Consider the following 21164-nt stretch of genomic DNA (forward strand, 5'->3'; position numbering starts at 1 on the left):
ACCTAGGCTGCCGGCCATGACCGACGGGATGTGCGGGCTCGTGCTGGCGGCCGGGGCGGGGCGCCGGTTCGGCGGCCCGAAGGCCCTCGCCCGCACGCCGGAGGGCGTCCCGTGGGTCGCGCTCGCGGTCCGGATGCTCGAGGCGGCCGGCTGCGCCCGGGTGCTGGTCGCGCTGGGCGCGGAGGCCGACGCGGCGCGGGCGCTCGTGCCGTCGAGCGCGGACGTCGTCGTGGCCGAGCGCTGGGCCGAGGGCATGGGTGCCTCGCTCGCCGCCGGACTGGTAGCCGCGTCGACCGCATCCGCGGTGCTCGTCACGCTCGTCGACCTGCCGGAGCTGCCGGTCGAGGCCGCGCTGCGGGTGATCGGCGCCGGCCCGGGCCCGGACTCGCTCCGCAGGGCGGCGTACGGCGGGCGTCCCGGCCATCCCGTGCTGATCGGCGCCCGGCACCTGCCCGGGCTCGTCGCGAGCCTCGCCGGCGACCGGGGTGGGCGCGACCACCTCGCGGCGGCGGGCGTCGAGCAGGTCGAGTGCGGCGACCTCTTCTCCGGCGCCGATCAGGACGAGCGGCGGGACGGCACCAGCTCGCCGAGCTCGCGGTAGCGCCGGTCGATCGCCGCGACCCGGTCGGCACCCGCATCGCCGAGCCGCTCGAGCACCGCGCCCGCGAGCAGGCTGACCACGGAGGCGACGGCCGCATACGAGTCGAAGGCGGACGGGCTGCCGACGGGCAGGTCGAACCGCCACCGGACGGCGCCGTCGTGCGGGACGGAGGGATCCGCGAGCAGCAGCACCGCGGCGGGCGATGCGGCGACGGCGGCGAGGGCCTGCGCGGCCGCCGTCGAACGGCGCCGCAGGTCGACCACGACGACCACGTCACGCTCGCCGAGGTCCACGAGGTGCTCGGCGAGCGTCTGCCCCGCCTCGGGCACCAGGTGCACGCCCGGGCGGACCTGCTGCAGCGCCGACGCGAGCAGGGCCGCGAACGGGCGCCCGGACCGGTGGCCGAGCACGAGCACCTGGCGCGCGTCGGCGACGGCCCGCGCCGCAACGCGCAGCCCGGCCGCCTCGATGCCGGCGAGCGCCGTCCGCAGGTTCGCCACATCCTGCTCGAGGTGCGCACTCACGGGATCGCCCAGCGCGGGGTCGCGGACCGGCACGCCCGCTGCCCGCTGCTCCCGCAGGGCGGCACGCGCGGCCCGCGCGTCCTCGAACCCGAGCCGGCGCAGCAGCCGCGACACCGTGGCCTTCGACACCCCGGAGGTGCGCGCCAGCTCGCTCGATGTCGCGAGCAGCCCGAGCTCCGGCCGCGTGCGGAGCAGGTCGGCGACCCGGCGCTCCTGGGGCGCGAGCCCGGGATAGGCCGCGTCGATCAGCTCGGGCAGCGTCGGTGTCACGGCCGGCCCGCCGCGACCGCCAGCACCGCCGACTCGAACGCGTCGAGAGCCACGGCGACGTCGCCGGCGTCGACGGTCTCATCAGGCGAGTGGCTGACGCCGTCGTTCCCGCAGCGCACGAACAGCATGCCGATGGGGGCGACGGCCGCGACCGCCATCGCGTCGTGGCCGGCGCGGCTGAACAGGCGCGGCGGCTCCGCGCCGGTGGTCGCGCGGATGCCCGCGGCGATCGCCCGGGACAGCACCGGGTCGCAGACGACGGCGTCGGCCCGGTAGAGCTCCTCCGCACGCCAGCCGAGGCCTCGTGCCGCGCAGATCCGCTCCGCCTCGGCCTCGATGCGCGCGAAGGCCGCGTCCCGCTCGGCGTCGTGCTCCGCCCGGAGGTCGAGCGACAGGCGCGCGAGCCCCGGCACGACGTTCACGCCCCCCGGGAACGCGCGGATGCGGCCCACCGTCGCGATCGTGCCCGTCTCCTCGGCGATCGCCTCGATCGCCACCACGAGCTCCGCGGCACCGACGAGGGCGTCGCGGCGGCGGGCGTACGGGGTGCCGCCGGCGTGCGCGGCGCGGCCCGTCACCTCGAGCGCGAAGCGGCGGGCGGACGCGATCGACGAGACGACGCCGAGCGGCAGCCCGGCGTCGAGCAGCTCGGGGCCCTGCTCGATGTGCACCTCGAGGTAGCCGACGAGGTCCTCGGGGCGCCGGGCGGCCTCCCCGATCCGGGCCGGGTCGAGCCCGAAGGCGGTGAGCGCCTCCCCCATCGAGATCCCCGCCCGGTCCCGCACGGCGAGCCACTCGGGCGTGACCGCGCCGGCGAAGGCCCGCGATCCGAACAGCGCGTTGCCGAACCGCGTGCCCTCCTCGTCGGTGAAGCCGACGACCTCGAACGCGAACGGCAGCGGATGGTCCCGGAGCCGGTCGGCGACCTCGATCGCGAGCAGCACCCCGAGCATCCCGTCGTACCGCCCGGCGTCGGGCACGGTGTCGAGATGGCTGCCGAGCACGAGCGCGGGCGGCCCGGGCACCGACCCCTCGCGGCGGCCGATGCGGTTGCCCGCCGCGTCGAGGCGCGTGCTCAGCCCGGCCTCCTCCATCCACAGCGCGACGAGGGCGTCCGCCGCGGCGTGCTGCGGCGAGAGATGCACCCGTTCGAGCGCGTCGGGTCGCGCCGAGATCCGGCCGAGCTCGTCCGCCCGGGCGAGGGCGCGATCGGCACCCGTCACGGCTCGCCCGCGTAGACGTCGAGGGCCGCCTCCGTGCCGCCGCCCGTGGGCACGGCGACGCCCGCACGGCGCAGGGCCTGCTCGAGCGCGGCGAGCGTCACGAGCACCGCGTCGCGGCGCGCGTTCACGCCCATCGTCCCGATCCGCCACACCCGCCCGTGCAGCGGCCCGAACGAGGTGCCGATCTCGATGCCGTAGTCCTCGAGCATCGCCGAGCGCACCGCGTCGCCGACGACGCCCTCGGGGATCTCGACGGCCACGATGTTCGTCATCCGGTGCTCGAGGTCGCCGAACGGGGTGAGGCCGAGACCCTGCACGCCGGCGAGCATCGCGCGCCCGTGCAGCCGGTGCCGCGCCACCGCGGCGTCGAGCCCCTCCTGCAGCAGCACCCGGGCGCACTCCCGGGCGCCGTAGAGCATCGAGGTCGCCTCGGTGTGATGGTTCAACCGCTTCGGGCCCCAGTAGTCGAGGATCATGCCGAGGTCGAAGTAGTTCGAGCGGATGCGGTCCGCCGGCGCGGCCTCCGGGTCCTCCGGTCCGCGGATGCCCGCCTCGACGCTGCGCCGCGAGTCGATCACCGCGACCGCGCGCGGCGAGAGCGTGATCGGCGCGCTGCCCGAGGGACCGCCCAGGCACTTCTGCAGCCCGGCGGTGACGACGTCGATGCCCCAGTCGTCCGTCTCGACGGGGTTGCCGCCGAGCGTGGCGGTCGCGTCGACGTAGAGCAGGGCGCCGGCGTCGCGGCAGATCGCCCCGAGCTCCTCGAGCGGCTGCGCGATCGTCGTGGAGGTGTCGCCGTGCACGACGGCGACGAGCTTCGGCCGCACCTGCTGGACGGCCTCGGCGATCCGCTCGACGGGGACGATCTCGCCCCACGGCGCATCGACGACGGAGACCTCCGCGCCGCAGCGCTCGGCGATCTCGACGAGCAGGTGCCCGAAGCGCCCGAAGCGCGCCACGAGAACGCGGTCGCCGGGCACGATCAGCGAGATCAGCGCGGCCTCGATGCCGGCGCGCGAGGTGCCGTCGACGAGCAGCGTCGCGTCGTTCCCCGTCGCGAACACGTCGCGGTAGAGGCCCTGCGTCTCGGTCATCAGGGCCGTCATCGCGGGGTCGTACTGGCCGAGCAGCGCGGCGGACATCGCGCGCAGCACCCGCGGATCCCCGTTGACCGGGCCCGGCCCCATGAGGAGGCGCGGTGGCGGATCGATCTGGTGCGCGGACACGACGACCTCCTGGAACGTTCGTTTCAGCCGAGAGCCTACCGGTTCATCGGTTTCAAGCGAGGAGCTGCGCGAGCTCGGTGGCGAGTGCGAGCACCGCCGCATCCGCGCCCGGCGCCGCAACGAACGACAGCCCGAGCGGGGCGCCATCGACCGTCAGCAGCGGTCCGGCGGCGGCCGGCGCGCCGGCGGCGCCCGCGACCACGGTGAGGCGCAGCGTCGCCATCCGCACCCGGTCGATCTCGCCGGCCGGCGCGGCGATGGACGGCGCGGGCGTCGCCGAGGAGGGCAGCAGCAGCGTGCAGGCACCGAGCAGGGCGCGCAGCCGCTCGCGGGCCGCCGCGAGCACCTCCCGTGCCGCGGCCGCCTCGGCCTTCTCGACGGCCGCGGCGGCGCGGAAGCGTTCCGCGACGGCGCCGGACACCGCGCCCGGATGCGCGGCCAGCCAGGGTCCGTGCGCCTGCCACGCCTCGAAGGCCTGCACGACGCGGAAGGCCGCGGCGAGCGCCTCGAGGTCGCCGACGTCGACCTGCTCGACGGGGCGGCCGACGGCGGCGAGCCGGTCGACGAGGTCGGCCGTCGCTGCCTGCACGGACGCATCGAGCGCGGCGAGCGCCGCGGGATCGACGGCGAGGGCCAGGGCCGCCGGCCGGTCCTCGCCGTCGACCACCGGCCGGGTCGCCGTCCACGCCGCCTGCAGGGTGGCCGCGTCGCGGGTGAGCCAGCCGACCGTGTCGAAGCTCGGCGCGAGCGGCAGCAGCCCGTCGCGCGGCACGCGCCCATGGGTCGTGCGCAGGCCCCAGAGCCCCTGGTACGAGGCGGGCACCCGGATCGATCCGCCGGTGTCGGTGCCGAGGCCGATGTCCGCCTGACGGAGCCCCACCGCGGAGGCGGGGCCGTTCGAGGAGCCGCCGGGCAGGGTGCCCGGCGCCGCGGCGTTCGGCGGGGTGCCGTAGTGCGGGTTGGCGCCCGCGATGCTGTACGCGAACTCGTCGGTGCGCGCGATGCCGGCCACATCGGCGCCGGCGTCGAGCAGCGCGGTCACGGCGGTCGCGGTCCGTGGCTCCGGCCGGGCCGCCTCCAGGTACGCCGGCACGCCGGCACCGATCGGGTGGCCGGCGAGGGCGAACAGGTCCTTGACCGCGACGCGGAGCCCGGTGAGCGGTCCGCCGGGGCGCCCCGCGATCAACGGCTCGCCCGTCTCCCGCCAGATCGACGGATCCACGGGCTCAGGCATCGAAGTCGGCAAGGCGGATGCGGGCGTGCACGCCCTTCACGAGGTCCACGACCTGCGAGATGTCGAAGTCCGTCGCGGCGCTGAGGTAGGCGAGCGCGTTCGGCCGGTCCATGCCGAACCGGGCATGCAGCAGCTCGATGGCGGCGCGGACGCAGTGCTGCACCGCCTCGTCGAGGTCCTCGCTGAGCCCGGTGGGCACGAGGAAGTCGGGCGTGACGACGAGCGGCCCCCGCACGGGCCCGAACTCGTCGAGCGCCTCCTCCGCGGCCAGCACGTCGAAGCGCAGCACGGCGCGCAGCGGCGCCTCCATCGCCGTGAGCGCCACCTCGCCGTCGCCCTGCGCGAAATGCGGGTCGCCGACGTACGCGAGCGCGTCGTCCACCTGCACGGGCAGGAAGAGCGTGGTGCCGGGCACGAGCAGCCGGATGTCGAGGTTGCCGCCGTGCAGGCCGGGCGGCACCGAGTGGGCGCGCTCGTCCCCGGCGACAGCCACGCCCATGAGCCCGAGGAACGGCGCGAGCGGGAAGCGGGCCACCGCATCCGAGTCGGCGGATCGCGGCAGCAGGCCGACGAGGCCGTCCGCGGTCTCCTCGACGGCGGCGAACACGCTCACCGGCTCGGCGCCCGCGGGGTACTCCCCCGGGAGGGCGCCGCGGCCGTGCCGGTTCGAGATCACGCCGTAGGGCACCCGCGGCTCGAGGGCGACGACGTCGATCCGCAGCAGGTCGCCCGGCCGGGCGCCGCGCACAGCGATCGGGCCGGTCACGACATGCGGCCCGTCGGCCGCGTCGTGGCGCATCCGGCCGGCGACCGCGATCGCGTCGTCGAGCACGAGCTCCGGCGGCACGCCGTGCCTCGCGAAGAACGCGATCGGGTCCTGGCCCTGCTCCGGCAGCACGCCCTCGTGCGACACGGTGTCGATCGTGACGACCGTGCCGGGGTCGACCTCGAGCACCGCGGCGTCGGCGGCGCACGGCAGCCGGCCCCAGAGCACGGTCTCCGGTGTCGCGGGCAGGTAGACGCTCGCGTCCGATCCGGGTTGCAGCGCCGTCCAGTCCCCGAAGTCGAATCGCACCGCACTCCCCTCGCTGCCGCCACGGTATCGCCCGCCGCCCCTGTCGCCCGGCGGAGAGACGAGGCGCTTGGATGGGAGGCCTGACAGAAGGGACGCGCCGATGCCGCGCACCACCGACCGCCTCCATGTCGGGCTGATGCTGGCCCTCAGCTTCTCGACCGGGATCGTCGACGCCGTCGGCTACCTCGGGCTCGACCGGGTCTTCACGGGCAACATGACCGGCAACGTCGTCATCCTCGCGATGGGGCTGACCGGCTCCGGGAACCTGCCGGTCGTCGGACCGCTGATCGCGCTCGCCGGCTTCGTGCTCGGCGCGATGATCGCCGGCCGCGCGCTCCGCGGCGTGCCGACCGGATGGGGCGGCCGGGACACCTCGCTGCTCACCGCCGTCGCCGTGCTGCTCGTCGTCGCGGTCGTCCCGACGGTGATCGCCGGCTCGAGCCCCTACCCCGCCGAGATCGCGCTGCCGGTCACGGCACTGCTCGGCACCGCGATGGGGATGCAGGCGGGAACCGCGCGGCACATCGCGGTGACGGACGTGACGACGGTGGTCATCACCTCGACGCTCGCCGCCCTCGCCTTCGACTCCTGGCTCGGCCGCCGCACCGGGCAGCAGTGGGGGCGCCGGCTGTCCGCGGTGACCCTGCTCGCGCTGGGCGCGCTGGTGGGCGCGGTGCTGCTGCTGCGCTTCTTCTGGCTGGGGCTCGGCCTCGCGGCGCTCATCCTCGTCGTGGTCGCGGTGCTCGGGCACCTCGGCCACCGTCGGACGCGCATCGCGCCCGATCAGTAGCATTCCAGGAGCCCGCCGGCCGCCCGGCGGCCGGAAAGGAATGCGTGAGCGGCGTCGTCACCCTCACCCCGGCACCCGTGCTGGACCGCACCTACCTCGTCCGTTCGCTCGCGCACGGCAAGGTGAACCGGTCCTACGAGGTCCACGAGTACATGAGCGGCAAGGGCCTGAACGTGGCCCGCACGCTGCACGTGGCCCGGGTCCCCGTCGCCGGGGTGCTGCCGATCGGGCGGGACGACGAGCACCTGCTGTTCCGGACGCCGTACCCGCACATCCTCCGGATCGTGCCGGTGCTGGGCCGCATCCGCGTGAACACGGCCATCGTCGAGGACGGAGGCCGGACCACGAACGTGAACCAGAGCGCGATCCCGATCTCGACCGCCGACTGGCAGCGGGTCGTGGACCTCACGATCGAGCAGCTCGTCGAGACGGATGCCGACTGGATGGTCGTCTCCGGCACGCATCCGTTCGACAGCGACACGGGCGAGTACCTCGACATGACGCAGCTGTTCGAGCGGACCCGCGAGGCAGGTGTCCGCGTGGCGCTCGACACCAGCGGCGTGCCCCTGGAGCGGCTGACCCGCAGCGGGCTCGTGAACCTGATCAAGCCGAACGCGGACGAGCTCGCGAACCTCGTCGGCCGCAACCTGCACACCGTCGGCGACGCCCTCGAGGCGGGCCGGGAGCTGAACGCCCTCGGCGTCGAGGTCGCGCTGGTCTCGCTGGGCGCGGACGGGGCGCTCGCGATCACCGCCGAGGAGGCCTACTGGGGCGCAGCGGTCGCACCGCAGCTCGTGAACACGACGGGCGCCGGCGACGCGACGCTCGCCGGCTTCCTCGCGGACTCGATCGCCGACGAACCACGGCCGAGCGGGGCGCTGCCGAGGCTCGACCTCCAGCACGCCCTCGCCACCGCGGTCTCCTGGGGCGCGCTGGCGGTGTCGCTGCCGACGACGCTGATCACGAGCATCGCGGATGCGCCGACACCGATCGTCGAGATCCCGGACGCCAAGCGCGAGCTGCTGGAGACCACGCACCTCGTCGTCGGGTAGCCCCGCCGCCTCCCACCCATCGCGCCGTTCCGGAGAAACCGGGCGACGCGCCGTCGTCGGAGCGCCGGATGCGGCGTGTCGCGTAGGAACTCCGGAACGGCGCGATGAACGCACTGTCAGACGTGGGCGGGCTCGGGCTCCGGAGCCGCATGGGCCGGGACGGAATGCGTCGTGTCGACCTCGGGCTGGTGCACGGGCAGCCGCACGATGAAGACCGTCGAGCCTGGCTGCGACTCGACCCGCACGGTGCCGTGATGCGCGGTGATCACCGCGTGCACGATGGAGAGGCCGAGGCCCGTGCTGCTGCCCGACCTGCGGTTCCGCGAGCTGTCGCCGCGCACGAACCGCTCGAAGAGCGTCGGCTGCAGCGCCTCCGGGATACCGGGACCGGTGTCGCGAACCCGGACCTCGACGAAGTCGTTCACAGGCCCGGCGAGCTCGAGGGTGACGCGGGTGCCGGCGGGCGTGTGCACGCGGGCGTTGGTGAGCAGGTTCGCGAACACCTGGTGCAGCCGCAGGTCGTCGCCGCGCACGGTGACGGGCTCGTCGGGAAGCTCGAGGTCCCATTCGTGGTCGGGCCCGGCGGCGTGCGCGTCGCTGAGGACGTCGACGAGCAGCCGGGAGAGGTCGACCTCGGACGTGTCGAGCTCGCGCTGCGCGTCGAGCCGCGCGAGCAGCAGCAGGTCCTCGACCAGCGAGGTCATCCGCTGCGCCTCGGACTCGATCCGCGCGATGTTGTGCTGCACTTCCTCGCTCAGGTCGCCGCCGAAGCGACGCGTGAGCTCCGCATAGCCGCGGATGGAGGCGAGGGGCGTGCGCAGCTCGTGACTCGCATCCGCGACGAAGGTGCGCACCTTGTCCTCGCTCGCCTGCCGGACGACGAGCGCCGTCTCGACCGAGTCGAGCAGGTTGTTCAGCGCGCTGCCGACCTGGCCGACCTCGGTGTGCGGGTTCGTGTCCGCGTCGGGGACGCGCTGTGCGAGGTGCACGTCACCGCGGTCGAGGGACATGCCGGCCACGGTCGAGGCGACCGCAGCCACGCGGCTGAGCGGACGCATCGCCCGCCGCAGGAGGAACGCGCCGATGATGGCGGCGAGCAGGATCGCCGCGATCACGACGAGCGCCACCAGGACGAAGAACCCGGTGATCTGCTTGTACAGCCCGTACAGGGGCGCGCCGACTGCGAGCTTCACCGCGACGGGCACACCGTTGCTCGCGTCGTACGCCGACGTGACGATGAATCGGTAGTCCCCTCGACCCGGGATGTTGACCGACGTGTGCTCATCGCCATCGCTGCTCGCGATCGGAACGATCGCGCTGAGCTGGGCGGCGCTGAGAGCCGAGGGCGCTCCCCCTGACGAGTAGATCGAACCGGTCCTGGCGCTCCCGTTCGACGGGAACTCGGCGACGATCGTGCCGGCGTCGATGAAGGGGCCCTCGCGCCCCGGGCCGCCGCCCGCGTGAGTCAGGCGCAGCAGCGAGTTGTCCAGGTTGGTGTCGAAGTTGGTGAGCAGCTGGTTGCGCACCATGAGGAACATGACCCCGCCGATGACGACGCTCGTCGCTGCGACCAGCGCCACCGTGACGGCGATCAGCCGCGTACGAAGCGTCCAGTTGTGGGGGTTCATCGGCGAGCTTCCGGGGACGGCCGAGCCGTCAGTCGGCCGCCTTGAGCATGTACCCCGCACCACGCACGGTGTGGATCATCGGCTTCCGCCCGGCGTCGATCTTTCGGCGCAGGTAGGAGATGTAGATCTCGACGACGCTCGACTTGCCGCCGAAGTCGTAGTTCCAGACGCGATCGAGGATCTGCGTCTTCGACAGCACACGCCGCGGGTTGCGCATGAGGTAGCGCAGCAGCTCGAACTCCGTCGCGGTGAGCTCGATCGCGTCGCCCGCGCGGCTCACCTCGTGGCTGTCCTCGTCGAGCACGAGGTCGCCCACCATGAGCCGGGGGTCCTCCTCGTCGTTCGCCACGAGCATCGAGCGGCGGATGAGGCCGCGGAGCCGGGCCACGAGCTCCTCGAGGCTGAACGGCTTGGTGACGTAGTCGTCGCCGCCGGCGGTGAGGCCGTTGATGCGGTCCTCGAGCGAATCCTTCGCGGTGAGGAACAGCACCGCGGTCTGCTGGCCGTCCTGCCGCACGCGGGCGAGCACCTGCATGCCGTCGATGTCGGGCAGCATCATGTCGAGCACGATGGCGTCGGGCCGGAACTCGCGGGCGAGGGCCAGGGCGTGCCGGCCGTCGGAGGCGGTGCGCACCTCCCAGCCCTCGTAGCGGAGGGCCATCTGCAGGAGGTCGGTGAGCGTCGGCTCGTCGTCGACGACGAGGACGCGGATGGGGCTGCCGTCCGGATGCTTCAACCGGGTGCGGGCCGCGGGCGATTCGGTGCTGGTACCGGGTCGGATGGTGGTCACGGATCCCAGTATCGAGGTTTTCCTATGAGCGCGATATGTGCCGTCGAGGAGCACCCGGGGAACGGGTGATGGACGGGGCGGCGGGACGCTGAGGACAGGAGGAAGTCCGCGTGGATCCGGGCGACCGGCCCCACCCGTACCTCATAGGGATCTCTTGTCGTCGCACCTGCCTCCCGCCGACGGGCACTCATCCCGGCACCGAGCCCGGGGCATCGCCGGACCTTCCCGAACCGGTGACCTGCCCGAAACAGGGCTGAATCATGCCACCGGTGGAATGGGACGGTGCGGGCGATCCCCGCCGACACCGCGGGAGGGCGCACCATGACGCTTGGCGACGAGGCCCAGGCCGGCGGCACCATGCGCGCCGCCCTCCTCGACCGGTTCGGGGACGCATCCGGCCTTCGGATCGGCACGGCGCCGGTGCCGACTCCGGTGCTCTCCGAGGTGCTGGTGCGCGTGATGGCGGCCGGCGTGAACCCGCTCGACACCTCGACGCGGGCCGGTGACGGCGCGGCGGCGGCCGTCGGTGGGTTCCCGGTGGTGCTGGGCAGCGACTTCAGCGGCGTGGTCGTCGCGGCGCCGTACGAGCGCTTCGACCTGCAGCCGGGCGACGAGGTCTACGGGGTGAGCTCCGCCCCGCGCGGCTCCGGCAGCTTCGCGGAGCTCGTGGCGGTGCCGCCCCACCATCTCGCCGCGAAGCCGAAGGTGCTGACGCACGCCGAGGCCGCGGCGGTGCCGCTCGCCGCGCTGACGGCGTGGGGCGCCGTCGTCGAGCTCGCGCGGGCGCACGCGGGCCAGCGGATCCTCGTGCACGCCGGCGCCGGGGGCGTGGGCCACTTCGCCGTGCAGATCGCGGCCTACTTCGGGGCGACGGTCGTCGCCACGGCGTCGGCCGGCAACGCGGACTGGGTCCGCTCGCTCGGCGCGTCCGAGGTCGTCGACTACCACGAGCGCCCCTTCGAGGAGGCGCTGCGGCCCGTGGACGTCGTGATCGACCTCGTCGGCGACCGGCACGACCACGTGGGGCCGCGGTCGCTGGCGGTGCTGCGGCCCGGCGGACTGCTCGTGACGCTGCCGAGCACGGGCTGGCCGACCCTCGCCGCGGACGCGGCTGCCGCGGGCGTGCGCGCCACGAAGTACCGGATGGTGCCGGACTCGACCACGCTCACCGTGCTGGCCCGGCTGGTCACCTCCGGCGACCTGCAGGTGTCGGTGCAGGAGGTCTTCCCGTTCGAGCGGATCGCCGACGCCCAGCGCCTGCTCGAGTCGGGCCACGTGCGCGGCAAGGTCGTGGTGCAGGTCAGCGACTACTGACCACGCGAGCACCTCGCGAGGGGGCTCACACGCGGGGGCGGAGACGACTCGAGGCCGACATCCCGGAAGGGATGCCGGCCTCGGAAGCCGATCTCGGGAGGCTCAGACGAGCGACGCGACGTCCACGGGGATGCCCGGGCCGAAGGTCGTGGAGACCGAGGCCTTCTGGATGTAGCGCCCCTTGGCGGCCGCCGGCTTGAGCCGGACGATCTCGTCGATGGCGGCCTTGAGGTTCTCGTTCAGCGCGTCCTGCGTGAAGCCGGACTTGCCGACCACGAGGTGCACGTTGGAGTGCTTGTCGGTGCGGAACTCGATCCGGCCGCCCTTGATCTCGGAGACGGCCTTCGCCGCATCCGGGGTCACGGTGCCGGTGCGCGGGTTCGGCATGAGGCCGCGCGGGCCGAGCACGCGGCCGAGGCGGCCGACCTTGCCCATCATGTCGGGGGTCGCGACCGCGGCGTCGAACGACGTGTAGCCGCCCGCCACCTTGGCGATGAGCTCGTCGCCGCCGACCTCGTCGGCGCCGGCGGCGATCGCCGCCTCGGCTGCGGGGCCGATCGCGAACACGATCACGCGGGCCGTCTTGCCCGTGCCGTGCGGCAGGGAGACGGTGCCGCGGACGATCTGGTCCGCCTTGCGCACGTCGACACCGAGCTTGAGGGCGACCTCGACCGTGGAGTCGAACTTGGCCGAGCCGGTCTCGCGAGCGAGGCTGACGGCCTCCTCGGGGCTGTAGAAGCGGCCGGGCTCGAGCTTCGCGGCCGCGGCGCGGTACGCCTTGCTGTGCTTCGTCATCGTTGCGCCTCCTACTGCTCGACCGTGATGCCCATCGACCGGGCGGTGCCGGCGATGATCTTGGCTGCGGCGTCGAGGTCGTTCGCGTTCAGGTCGGGCTGCTTGGTCTGCGCGATCTCGCGGACCTGGTCCCGGGTGAGGCGAGCGACCTTGGTCGTGTGCGGCGTGGCCGAACCCTTGGCGACGCCGGCGGCCTTCTTGATCAGCTCGGCGGCGGGCGGGGTCTTCAGGATGAACGTGAAGGTGCGGTCCTCGTAGACGGTGATCTCCACGGGGATGATGTTGCCGCGCTGCGACTCGGTCGCTGCGTTGTACGCCTTGCAGAACTCCATGATGTTGACGCCGTGCTGACCGAGCGCGGGCCCGATCGGGGGCGCCGGGTTGGCGGCGCCCGCCTTGATCTGGAGCTTGATCAGGCCGGTCACCTTCTTCTGGCGAGCCATGATTCCTTCTCTCTGTCGAGGACGCGGGAATCCGCATCCGCTCCCACGCGCACGCCGGATGCGTGCCGTGGTGACCCGTGAGGTCTCGCATGCGCCGGGCGCGGCAACTCGACCACCGGGAGTGGGGCGACCCGAAGGCCGACGGACCATCCTACCCGAGCGCAGCCCGGGTAGGGCGGTACGGACCTAGAGCTTGGTGACCTGGTCGAACGACAACTCGACCGGTGTCTCGCGCTCGAAGAGGGAGACGAGCACGGTGAGCTTGCCGCTCTCCGGCTTGATCTCGCTGATCGTGCCGGGGAGGCCCGCGAACGAGCCCTCCTTGATGGTGATCGTCTCGCCCACCTCGAAGTCGACCTCGGCGGGGATCGGCGTGCGGGCGGCGGCGCCGCGGGCGCCCTTCGGGCCGACACCGGCCTTGGCGGGCGCCTCGGCGACCTGCACCATGCCCTTCAGCATGTCGAACGCCTCCTGGAAGCGGAGCGGCGTCGGGTTGTGCGAGTTGCCGACGAAGCCGGTGACGCCCGGCGTGTGGCGCACGACGGACCACGAGTCCTCGTTGAGGTCCATGCGGACGAGCACGTAGCCGGGGATGCGCACGCGGTTGACGAGCTTGCGCTGCCCGTTCTTGATCTCGACCACGTCCTCCATCGGGACCTGGACCTCGAAGACGCTGTCCTCCTGGCCGAGCGAGCCCTTGCGCTGCTCGATGTTCTGCTTCACGCGCTTCTCGAAGCCGGCGTAGGAGTGGATGACGTACCACTTGCCCGGCTTGGCGCGGAGCTCCTGGCGGAACTCGTCGTACGGGTCGACCGGGGTCTCGTCCTCCGCGGCGGCGTCGGCGGGCTGCTCCTCGTCGGCGATGTCGGCGGCGATGCCCTCGGCGGCACCCTCGGGGCCGGATCCGGTCGCGTCGGTGAACGCCTCGTCGGTCTCGTCGTCCGTCGCGGCCTCGGCGGCCTCGTAGTCGGACGGGTCGTGCACCTCGAGGGCCTCGTCGATGGCGGCGTCGGCCTCGGGGTCGGCGGCGAGCTCGATCGCGTCGAGCTCCTCCTGCTCGTCCTCCGTGTCGTCGTCGACGACCGTCAGGCCCTCGCCGGCCACGGCCTCCTCGAGCTCCTCCTGCTCGGAGGGCAGGTGGCTGTCGTCGGTGTAGCGGAGGTTCTGGTCGGCCTCCTCGGGCCCGGCGTCCTGCTCGAGCTCGGGCTCGAGGTCGAGGTCGTCGCGATGTGACTTCACCACTGGGATGTCGATCCTTCTTCGTTACGTTCGGATGCGGCGCAGCCGCACACCGGTCGCGCGCGGGTCGCGCGGTCCGGTCGGTCGTGACGTCAGCCGGCTCCGCCGAAGAGGAACACGACGAGCGCGCTGAATGCGATGTCGAGCACGTACACGATCGCCATCATCACGATGACGAATCCGAGCACGACCCCGGTGTAGGTCACGAGCTCACGTCGGGTGGGGGTGACCACCTTGCGCAGCTCGGCCATGACCTGCCGGAGGAAGAGCGCGATACGGGCGAACGGCCCGCGGCGGGCCTGCCGCTCGAGCTTCGCGACGGCGACGACGTCTTCGCCGGGCGTGTCGAGCAGTCTGCGTGCCACGTGCGGTTCACCCCTTCTCGTTCTCGTCCTTCGCAGGGCGGACAGGACTCGAACCTGCAACCTGCGGTTTTGGAGACCGCTGCTCTACCAATTGAGCCACCGCCCTAGGGCGCCGGTCGAGCGTCTCCCGGCGAGCCGGAATCACGCGGATGCGCCGGGCACGCCGAAGCGAGCGTTCGGCTCCGACTGACGAGCGAGTGTAGCGCAGCCACCTCGGGAAGCCCGGCTCCGCGCCCGCCCCACCGAGGCGGTCGCCACTTCTCGCGACCTCGAGGGGCCCAAGATCGCGAGAGGTGGCACGAGCCGGAGGGCGCTAGAGGCCGACGCTGCCCTGCATGATGCCGCCGTCGACGACGACCGTCGTGGAGGTCATGTAGGACGCCTTGCCGGAGGAGAGGAACACGACGACGTCGGCGATGTCGGACGGCTCGGCCACGCGGCGGAGCGGGATCGCGGCGGTGAGCTTGCCGAGCAGCTCCGTGTTGCTGGTCGTCTGCGCGTTGATCGGGGTGTCGACGGCGCCGGGCGCGATGTTCACCATGCGGATGCCGTGCGGGCCGAGCTCGACGCCGGCGGTACGGGTGAGCATCCGCATCCCGCCCTTGGAGACGCAGTAGGCGATGTTGCCGGGCATCGGCCAGTCCTCGTGCACGGACGAGATGTTCAGGATGAGGCCGCCGTCGCCCTGCGCGATGAACTGCTTCGCCGCGGACTGGGAGGCGAAGAAGGCGCTCTTCATGTTGACGCTCATCACCTTGTCGTAGTCCTCCTCGGTGCTGTCGAGGAGCGACTGCCGGGTCTCGATGCCGGCGTTGTTCACGAGCACGTCGAGCCGTCCGTAGGTGTCGACGGCGGTCTGCACCATCCGGTGCAGGTCGGCGGGCTTCGAGACGTCGGCCTCCACGCCGGTCGCCTCGCCGCCGCCCGCGGCGATCTCGTTCACGAGCTTCTCGGTGGCGTCCTCGTGGGCGACGTAGTCGATGACCACCTTCGCCCCCTCCGCCGCCGCGGCACGCACGATGGCGGCGCCGATCCCGCTGTTGCCGCCGGTGACGACCATGACCTTGTCCGTGAGCAGCACGGCTCCTCCTTGCACTGGGGTGATGATCCGTATCGTGACCCCCGTCGACTGAACGCTCACCGGACGTGACCTGAACCGGACCCGCGTCTCACGGGTAGGCTCAGGAGCCGTGTCCCGCGCCACGCTCGCCCCGATCTCGCCGCGCATCGCCGCCATCGCCGAGTCCGCCACGCTGAAGGTCGACGCGAAGGCGAAGGCCCTGAAGGCGGCCGGCCGCCCCATCGTCAGCTATGCCGCCGGGGAGCCCGACTTCGACAGCCCCGCGCACGTCGTCGAGGCGGCCGAGCGGGCCGCCCGCGACCCGCGCAACCACCACTACACGGCGGCCGTCGGCCTGCCCGAGCTGCGGGAGGCGATCGCCGCGAAGACGCTGCGCGACAGCGGCCTCGAGGTCGCGCCGTCGGCGGTCATCGTGTCGAACGGCGGCAAGCAGGCGGTCTACCAGTCGATCCAGACGCTGGTGGGCGAGGGCGACGAGGTGATCATCCCGTCGCCGTACTGGGTCACCTACCCCGAGGTCGTGAAGCTCGCGGGCGGCATCCCGGTCGCCGTGTTCGCCGGCGCCGACCAGGACTACCGGGTGACGGTCGAGCAGCTCGAGGCGGCACGGACGCCGCGCACGAAGGTGCTGCTGTTCGTCTCGCCGTCGAACCCGACCGGATCCGTCTACTCCCCGGAGGAGACCCGCGCCATCGGCGAGTGGGCGCTCGAGCACGGCGTCTGGGTCGTGACGGACGAGATCTACCAGAACCTCGTCTACGACGGGGTGCGTGCGGTCTCGATCGTCGAGGCGGTGCCCGAGCTCGCCGAGCAGACGGTGCTCGTCAACGGCGTCGCGAAGACCTACGCGATGACCGGCTGGCGCGTCGGCTGGATGGTCGGCCCCCCCGCCGTGATCAAGGGCGCGGGCGACCTCCAGTCGCACCTCTCGTCCAACGTGAACAACGTCGCGCAGCGCGCCGCGATCGCGGCGCTGACCGGTCCGACCGAGCCGATCGAGGCGATGCGGCAGGCGTTCGACCGCCGCCGCAAGGCGATCGTCGAGGGCCTGAACCGCATCCCGGGCTTCCGCACCCCCACACCGGAGGGCGCCTTCTACGTCTATCCCGACGTGCGGGAGCTGCTCGACCGCGAGTGGCGCGGCCGCACCCCGACCACGACGCTCGAGCTCGCGGACCTGATCCTCGAGGAGTGCGAGGTGGCCGTGGTGCCGGGCGAGGCGTTCGGGCCGAGCGGCTACCTGCGCTTCAGCTACGCGCTCGGCGACGACGCGCTCGCCGAGGGCGTCTCCCGGCTCGCCGCCTTCTTCGCCTGAGCGGGCCGGGTCGTGCGCATCGGGATCGCCGTCGCCCGGCTGGTCGTCGCCGTGGCCGTCATCGCCGCCATCGTGGCCACGTTCACCTCGGTGGCGGCGACGTCGCCGATCAACCCGTTCAACTTCTTCGGCTTCTTCACGATCCAGTCGAACCTGCTCGACATCGTCGTGCTGCTCATCGGCGGCCTGCGGCTGCTGCGCGGCTCCGCGCCCACGCGCGGATGGACGGTCGTGCGCTGGGCGGTCGCGGACTACATGGTGATCGTCGGCATCGTCTACGCGGTGCTGCTCGCCCCGCTGGGAGCCGCCGGGGGCGTGCCGCTGCCGTGGGCCAACACGGTCGTCCACGTGGTGACGCCGATCTTCGCGCTCGTCGACTGGTTCCTCGCACCCGACCGGCTCGCGACGCCGCTGCGGCTCACCTGGGTGCTGCTGCTCTACCCGGCCCTCTGGATCGCCGTCGTGCTCGTGCGCGGCGCGACGGACGGCTGGGTGCCGTACCCCTTCCTCGACCCGAAGAACGGCTACTCGTTCGTCGCCGGGATGACCGCGATCGTGGCGCTCGCATTCGTGCTCGTCGGGCTGGCGCTCCGGCTCGCCGACCGGGTGCCGGTGCGACCCCCGGTCCGGACCGCGCTGCCGTAGCCCCCGCGCATCCACCGATCGGTTGATCCAGGGTTCAACCGCACGAGGGCTGTGCCGCGGCCGCGGGAGCGCCACGATTGGCGCATGACGACGATCGGATCCGGCGGCCCCGCGGTGGCCGTGCTGGACCTCACCAAGCGCTACGGCGACCACACCGCCCTCGCCGGCGTCTCGTTCGAGATCGAGCCGGGCGAGACGTTCGCGCTCCTCGGCCCGAACGGCGCGGGCAAGTCGACGACCATCGAGATCCTCGAGGGCTATCGGAAGCGCTCCGGCGGCCATGCTCGAGTGCTCGGGGTCGACCCAGGCGCCGGCGGCGTCGACTGGAAGGCGCGGCTCGGCATCGTGCTGCAGACCAGCGCCGAGGCCGGCACCGTGCCGGTCCGCGAGCAGCTGGCGCACTTCGCGTCCTTCTACCCGCGGCCCCGCGACGTCGACGAGACGCTCGACGCGGTCGGCCTGACGGACGCCGCACGCAAGCGCGTCCGCGCGCTCTCCGGCGGCCAGCGGCGGCGCCTCGACGTGGCGCTCGGCATCATCGGGCGCCCCGAGCTGCTGTTCCTCGACGAGCCGACGACCGGCTTCGACCCCGAGGCGCGTCGCCGGTTCTGGGACCTCATCCGCTCGCTGAAGGCCGAGGGGACGACGATCCTGCTCACCACCCACTACCTCGACGAGGCGGCGGCGCTCTCCGATCGCGCCGCGATCATCGTCGACGGCCGCCTCGTCGACATCGGGCCGGTCGACCGGATCGGATCCGCGGACGCCCGCGTCCCCGTCGTCCGCTGGCGCGACGCCGACGGCGTGCACGAGCAGCGCACCGACGAACCGGGACGCCTCGTCGCCGACCTCGTCGCCGCGGGAGGCGAGCCGACCGCGCTCGAGGTCGTGCGGCCGAGCCTCGAGGACGTCTACCTCGGCCTGATCGGCCACCACCACCAGCTCGAGGAGCAGGCAGCATGACCACCACCATCGAGACGGCCGCCCCCGTCACCGTGCGCCCCGGGATCGGGCGCGTGCTGCGCCTCGGCGCCCTGCGGGCCCGGTACGAGATCCGCTCCTACTTCCGGGCGAGCGACGCCGTGTTCTTCACGTTCCTCTTCCCGACGATGATCTTCGTGCTCTTCGCGGCGGTGTTCAGCTCGACCGGCAAGGTGGGCGGCGACGGGCACGGCCACGGCGGCATCACGCTGGCGGCCTACTACCTGCCCGGGCTCGTCGCTTCCGGCATCCTGCTGTCGGGCGTGCAGAACCTCGGCATCGACATCGCCGGCGAGCGCAGCGACGGCACCCTGAAGCGCCTCGGCGGCTCCCCGCTGCCGATGATCAGCTACTTCCTCGGCAAGGTCGGGGTGGTGCTCGTCACCGCGCTCGCGCAGCTCGTGCTGCTGCTCGGAGTCGCCCACTTCGTCTTCGGCGTCACCCTTCCCGATACCGCCGACCTCTGGGTGCGGTTCGCGTGGATCTTCATCCTGTCGGTGCTGATGTCCGTGGTGCTCGGCGTCGGGATCTCCGGCCTACCGCGCTCCGGCCGATCCGCGAGCGCCGTCATCGTGCCGATCCTGCTCGTGCTGCAGTTCATCTCAGGCGTCTACTTCAGCTTCGCCGACCTGCCGGACTGGCTGAAGACCGTCGCCGGGATCTTCCCGCTGAAGTGGGTGGCCCAGGGCATGCGCTCCGTGTTCCTGCCTGACAGCTTCGCCGCCGCGGAGCAGACCGGCGGATGGGACCTGGGCACCACGGCGCTGATGATCGGGGGCTGGGCCGTGATCGGGCTGGTCATCGCGCTGCTCACCTTCCGCTGGGTGCGGAAGGACCGCTGAGATGACCGCGCTCGCGGACGACGCACCGCAGGAGACCCGCTGGTGGCACCTTGCGGTGGTCGGCGTGAGCGCGGTCACCGGCGTCGTCGTCACGCTCACCTTCCCGGCGCCCGCGGCGCTCGTGACCTGGGCGGCGCTCGCCGCGTTCATCGTCGCCTGGTTCGCGTTCGGCCGCCGCACCTTCGACGGCGCTCCCGGCTGGCAGGTGTTCGCGGTCCTGATCGTCGCGGTCGGCTTCGCCGGCGCGCTGGCGAGCCCGGCCTTCGCGACCTGGCAGACCGTCGCGTTCCCCCTCCTCTGGTCCATCACCCGGACGCTCCGCAGCGCGATCGTCGTGAACACCGCCGTCGCGGCGGCCGTCGGCGTCGGATACGCGATCTCCACCCGCAGTCCGCTCGAGGCGCTCGTCGTGGAGAGCCTGTCGCTCGCCTTCAGCATCGTGATGGGCCTCTGGATCACCCGCATCGCCCGGCTCAGCGAGCAGCGACGAGCGCTCGCCGAGCAGCTGCAGGCGGCGCAGCACGAGGTCGCGGCACTCAGCCGCGACGCCGGCGTCGCCGCCGAGCGCGAACGCCTCGCCCGAGAGCTGCACGACACCATCGCGCAGAGCCTGACCGGCATCGTCCTGCTCGCCGAGCGCGCCAGGAAGCGCCATCCGGATGAGCAGAACCTCGTCGTGCTCGAGGAGACGGCACGCGAGGCGCTCGCCGAGACGCGCGCGCTCGTCGCCGCCGGCGCGCCCGTGCCGCTCGAGGGCGGCCTCGCCGCGGCGGTCGCGACGCTCGCCGAGCGGTTCACCCGCGAGACGGGCGTGGTCGTCGAGACCTCCGTGCAGGCGGAGGTCCCCCGGGCGCTCGAGGTCGTGCTGCTGCGCTGCGCGCAGGAAGCGCTCGCGAACGTGCGGAAGCACGCCCACGCACACCGGGTCGCGCTCCGGGTCACGGAGGCCGACGGGCAGGTCGAGCTCGCCGTCACCGACGACGGGGTGGGGCTGCAGCACGCATCCGCGAGCGGATTCGGCGTGGCCGGGATGCGCGACCGGGTCGCGCTCGTCGGCGGCTCGCTCCGCCTCGCGGACAGCACCGCGGGAGGCGCGCGCCTGACCGTGCGCATCCCCATCCCGGCCGAGGCGGTCGTGCCGTGATCCGCGTGCTCGTCGCCGACGACCATCCGATCGTCCGGGCCGGGATCGTCGCGCTGCTGTCGGATGCCGGCGACGTCGAGGTGGTCGGCGCGGTCGCCGACGGGGAGGCCGCGGTCACCGCCGCGCTCACGACCCGGCCCGACGTCGTGCTCATCGACCTGCGGATGCCGCGCCTCGACGGCACGGCGGCGACCGGCCGGATCGCGGCCGAGCTGCCGGGGACCCGGGTGGTGGTGCTCACCACCTACGAGAGCGACGACGCGATCCTCGAGGCGATCACCGCCGGCGCCAGCGGCTACCTGCTGAAGGCCGCGCCGGAGGCGGAGATCCTCGCCGGGGTGCGGTCGGTGGCGGCGGGCGGCACCGTCATGGCGCCGGCCATCGCCGCGTCGCTCGCGCGCGGCATCCGCCAGCAGCAGGTGGCGCCGCGGCTCAGCGAGCGGGAGCGGGAGGTGCTCGGCCGCGTGGCCGAGGGGCTCAGCAACCCGGAGATCGGCCGGCGGCTGCATCTGTCGGAGGCGACGGTGAAGACGCACCTGCTGCACGTCTTCGAGAAGCTCGGCGTGGGTGACCGCACGCGTGCGGTC

Annotated in this window: 22 protein-coding genes and 1 tRNA gene; 10 read left to right on the forward strand and 13 right to left on the reverse strand. The window is 73.1% G+C overall.

Annotated features, from left to right (window positions below; all coding sequences use genetic code 11):
- Positions 1-16: 16 nt before the first annotated feature.
- Positions 17-601: a nucleotidyltransferase family protein gene (locus VIG76_RS03415; RefSeq protein WP_331951062.1), complete on the forward strand. Its 585-nt coding sequence runs from the start codon at positions 17-19 to the stop codon at positions 599-601.
- On the opposite strand, the gene VIG76_RS03420 is transcribed toward VIG76_RS03415, so the two are convergent.
- The 5 genes from VIG76_RS03420 to VIG76_RS03440 form a co-directional block, all read right to left on the reverse strand.
- Positions 556-1395, reverse strand: a complete 840-nt coding sequence (locus VIG76_RS03420) for a MurR/RpiR family transcriptional regulator (protein ID WP_331951063.1) — start codon at positions 1393-1395, stop codon at positions 556-558. The genes VIG76_RS03415 and VIG76_RS03420 overlap by 46 nt on opposite strands.
- Positions 1392-2618 (reverse strand): allantoate amidohydrolase, encoded by a 1227-nt coding sequence (locus tag VIG76_RS03425; protein WP_331951065.1) that lies wholly within the window; start codon positions 2616-2618, stop codon positions 1392-1394. The genes VIG76_RS03420 and VIG76_RS03425 overlap by 4 nt, the downstream gene beginning before the upstream one ends.
- Positions 2615-3805 (reverse strand): pyridoxal-phosphate-dependent aminotransferase family protein, encoded by a 1191-nt coding sequence (locus VIG76_RS03430; RefSeq protein ID WP_414640602.1) that lies wholly within the window; start codon positions 3803-3805, stop codon positions 2615-2617. Before VIG76_RS03430 ends, VIG76_RS03425 begins: the two co-directional genes overlap by 4 nt.
- Before the next feature lie 91 nt (positions 3806-3896).
- Positions 3897-5078 carry an amidase family protein gene (locus VIG76_RS03435; protein ID WP_331951069.1) on the reverse strand — a complete coding sequence of 394 codons (1182 nt, stop codon included), beginning with the start codon at positions 5076-5078 and terminating at the stop codon, positions 3897-3899.
- Positions 5071-6153 carry an acetamidase/formamidase family protein gene (locus VIG76_RS03440; RefSeq protein WP_331951071.1) on the reverse strand — a complete coding sequence of 361 codons (1083 nt, stop codon included), beginning with the start codon at positions 6151-6153 and terminating at the stop codon, positions 5071-5073. Before VIG76_RS03440 ends, VIG76_RS03435 begins: the two co-directional genes overlap by 8 nt.
- Positions 6154-6253: 100 nt before the next feature.
- On the opposite strand from VIG76_RS03440, the gene VIG76_RS03445 reads away from it, so the two are divergent.
- Complete coding sequence (locus tag VIG76_RS03445; RefSeq protein ID WP_331951073.1) at positions 6254-6943, forward strand: YoaK family protein; 690 nt, start codon at positions 6254-6256, stop codon at positions 6941-6943.
- A 44-nt stretch (positions 6944-6987) separates the two neighbouring features.
- A complete protein-coding gene (locus VIG76_RS03450; protein WP_331951075.1) occupies positions 6988-7995 on the forward strand; it encodes a 1-phosphofructokinase family hexose kinase in 1008 nt (335 codons plus the stop codon).
- Between the two features lie 116 nt (positions 7996-8111).
- On the opposite strand, the gene VIG76_RS03455 is transcribed toward VIG76_RS03450, so the two are convergent.
- Positions 8112-9623 (reverse strand): HAMP domain-containing sensor histidine kinase, encoded by a 1512-nt coding sequence (locus VIG76_RS03455; RefSeq protein ID WP_331951077.1) that lies wholly within the window; start codon positions 9621-9623, stop codon positions 8112-8114.
- Between the two features lie 28 nt (positions 9624-9651).
- The gene (locus VIG76_RS03460) at positions 9652-10413 is read right to left on the reverse strand and encodes a response regulator transcription factor (protein ID WP_414640601.1); all 762 of its coding nucleotides are present in this window, start codon (positions 10411-10413) and stop codon (positions 9652-9654) included.
- 321 nt (positions 10414-10734) lie between these two features.
- Between VIG76_RS03460 and VIG76_RS03465 the strand changes: the two genes are divergently transcribed.
- The gene (locus tag VIG76_RS03465) at positions 10735-11727 is read left to right on the forward strand and encodes an NADP-dependent oxidoreductase (RefSeq protein WP_331951079.1); all 993 of its coding nucleotides are present in this window, start codon (positions 10735-10737) and stop codon (positions 11725-11727) included.
- A 102-nt stretch (positions 11728-11829) separates the two neighbouring features.
- Here the strand turns inward: VIG76_RS03465 and rplA are convergent, their stop codons facing one another.
- The 6 genes from rplA to VIG76_RS03495 form a co-directional block, all read right to left on the reverse strand.
- Complete coding sequence (gene rplA, locus VIG76_RS03470) at positions 11830-12522, reverse strand: 50S ribosomal protein L1 (protein WP_331951081.1); 693 nt, start codon at positions 12520-12522, stop codon at positions 11830-11832.
- Positions 12523-12533: 11 nt separating this feature from the next.
- Positions 12534-12965 carry a 50S ribosomal protein L11 gene (gene rplK, locus VIG76_RS03475; RefSeq protein ID WP_331951083.1) on the reverse strand — a complete coding sequence of 144 codons (432 nt, stop codon included), beginning with the start codon at positions 12963-12965 and terminating at the stop codon, positions 12534-12536.
- A gap of 186 nt (positions 12966-13151) precedes the next feature.
- On the reverse strand, positions 13152-14207 hold the full coding sequence (gene nusG / locus VIG76_RS03480; RefSeq protein ID WP_331951085.1) for a transcription termination/antitermination protein NusG: 1056 nt from the start codon (positions 14205-14207) through the stop codon (positions 13152-13154).
- A gap of 89 nt (positions 14208-14296) precedes the next feature.
- Entirely contained in the window at positions 14297-14569 is a 273-nt protein-coding gene (gene secE, locus VIG76_RS03485) for a preprotein translocase subunit SecE (RefSeq protein ID WP_331951087.1), read from the reverse strand.
- 33 nt (positions 14570-14602) lie between these two features.
- Positions 14603-14675, reverse strand: a tRNA-Trp gene (locus VIG76_RS03490).
- Between the two features lie 207 nt (positions 14676-14882).
- Positions 14883-15650 carry a glucose 1-dehydrogenase gene (locus VIG76_RS03495; protein ID WP_331951089.1) on the reverse strand — a complete coding sequence of 256 codons (768 nt, stop codon included), beginning with the start codon at positions 15648-15650 and terminating at the stop codon, positions 14883-14885.
- 109 nt (positions 15651-15759) lie between these two features.
- On the opposite strand from VIG76_RS03495, the gene VIG76_RS03500 reads away from it, so the two are divergent.
- The 6 genes from VIG76_RS03500 to VIG76_RS03525 form a co-directional block, all read left to right on the forward strand.
- On the forward strand, positions 15760-16965 hold the full coding sequence (locus tag VIG76_RS03500) for a pyridoxal phosphate-dependent aminotransferase (protein WP_331951091.1): 1206 nt from the start codon (positions 15760-15762) through the stop codon (positions 16963-16965).
- 12 nt (positions 16966-16977) lie between these two features.
- The gene (locus VIG76_RS03505; RefSeq protein WP_331951093.1) at positions 16978-17610 is read left to right on the forward strand and encodes a Pr6Pr family membrane protein; all 633 of its coding nucleotides are present in this window, start codon (positions 16978-16980) and stop codon (positions 17608-17610) included.
- 84 nt (positions 17611-17694) lie between these two features.
- Positions 17695-18573, forward strand: coding sequence for an ABC transporter ATP-binding protein (locus VIG76_RS03510; RefSeq protein WP_331951095.1), 879 nt, complete (start codon positions 17695-17697; stop codon positions 18571-18573).
- Positions 18570-19433 (forward strand): ABC transporter permease, encoded by an 864-nt coding sequence (locus VIG76_RS03515; protein WP_331951097.1) that lies wholly within the window; start codon positions 18570-18572, stop codon positions 19431-19433. The genes VIG76_RS03510 and VIG76_RS03515 overlap by 4 nt, the downstream gene beginning before the upstream one ends.
- A 1-nt stretch (position 19434) precedes the next feature.
- Positions 19435-20577, forward strand: a complete 1143-nt coding sequence (locus VIG76_RS03520; RefSeq protein ID WP_331951099.1) for a sensor histidine kinase — start codon at positions 19435-19437, stop codon at positions 20575-20577.
- A partial coding sequence (locus VIG76_RS03525) for a response regulator transcription factor (protein ID WP_331951101.1) occupies positions 20574-21164 on the forward strand: 591 nt, incomplete at its 3' end. The genes VIG76_RS03520 and VIG76_RS03525, both read left to right, overlap by 4 nt.

This window comes from Amnibacterium sp. (assembly GCF_036559085.1).
GTDB lineage: Bacteria > Actinomycetota > Actinomycetes > Actinomycetales > Microbacteriaceae > Amnibacterium.

Excerpts from the sequence above, each read along its gene's own strand:
- VIG76_RS03415 (WP_331951062.1), top strand. The coding sequence starts at position 17 with ATGACCGACGGGATGTGCGGGCTCGTGCTGGCGGCCGGGGCGGGGCGC.
- VIG76_RS03430 (WP_414640602.1), bottom strand. The coding sequence starts at position 3,805 with ATGGGGCCGGGCCCGGTCAACGGGGATCCGCGGGTGCTGCGCGCGATG.
- VIG76_RS03435 (WP_331951069.1), bottom strand. The coding sequence starts at position 5,078 with ATGCCTGAGCCCGTGGATCCGTCGATCTGGCGGGAGACGGGCGAGCCG.
- VIG76_RS03445 (WP_331951073.1), top strand. The coding sequence starts at position 6,254 with ATGCCGCGCACCACCGACCGCCTCCATGTCGGGCTGATGCTGGCCCTC.
- VIG76_RS03455 (WP_331951077.1), bottom strand. The coding sequence starts at position 9,623 with ATGAACCCCCACAACTGGACGCTTCGTACGCGGCTGATCGCCGTCACG.
- VIG76_RS03465 (WP_331951079.1), top strand. The coding sequence starts at position 10,735 with ATGACGCTTGGCGACGAGGCCCAGGCCGGCGGCACCATGCGCGCCGCC.
- rplA (WP_331951081.1), bottom strand. The coding sequence starts at position 12,522 with ATGACGAAGCACAGCAAGGCGTACCGCGCCGCGGCCGCGAAGCTCGAG.
- rplK (WP_331951083.1), bottom strand. The coding sequence starts at position 12,965 with ATGGCTCGCCAGAAGAAGGTGACCGGCCTGATCAAGCTCCAGATCAAG.
- VIG76_RS03510 (WP_331951095.1), top strand. The coding sequence starts at position 17,695 with ATGACGACGATCGGATCCGGCGGCCCCGCGGTGGCCGTGCTGGACCTC.
- VIG76_RS03515 (WP_331951097.1), top strand. The coding sequence starts at position 18,570 with ATGACCACCACCATCGAGACGGCCGCCCCCGTCACCGTGCGCCCCGGG.
- VIG76_RS03520 (WP_331951099.1), top strand. The coding sequence starts at position 19,435 with ATGACCGCGCTCGCGGACGACGCACCGCAGGAGACCCGCTGGTGGCAC.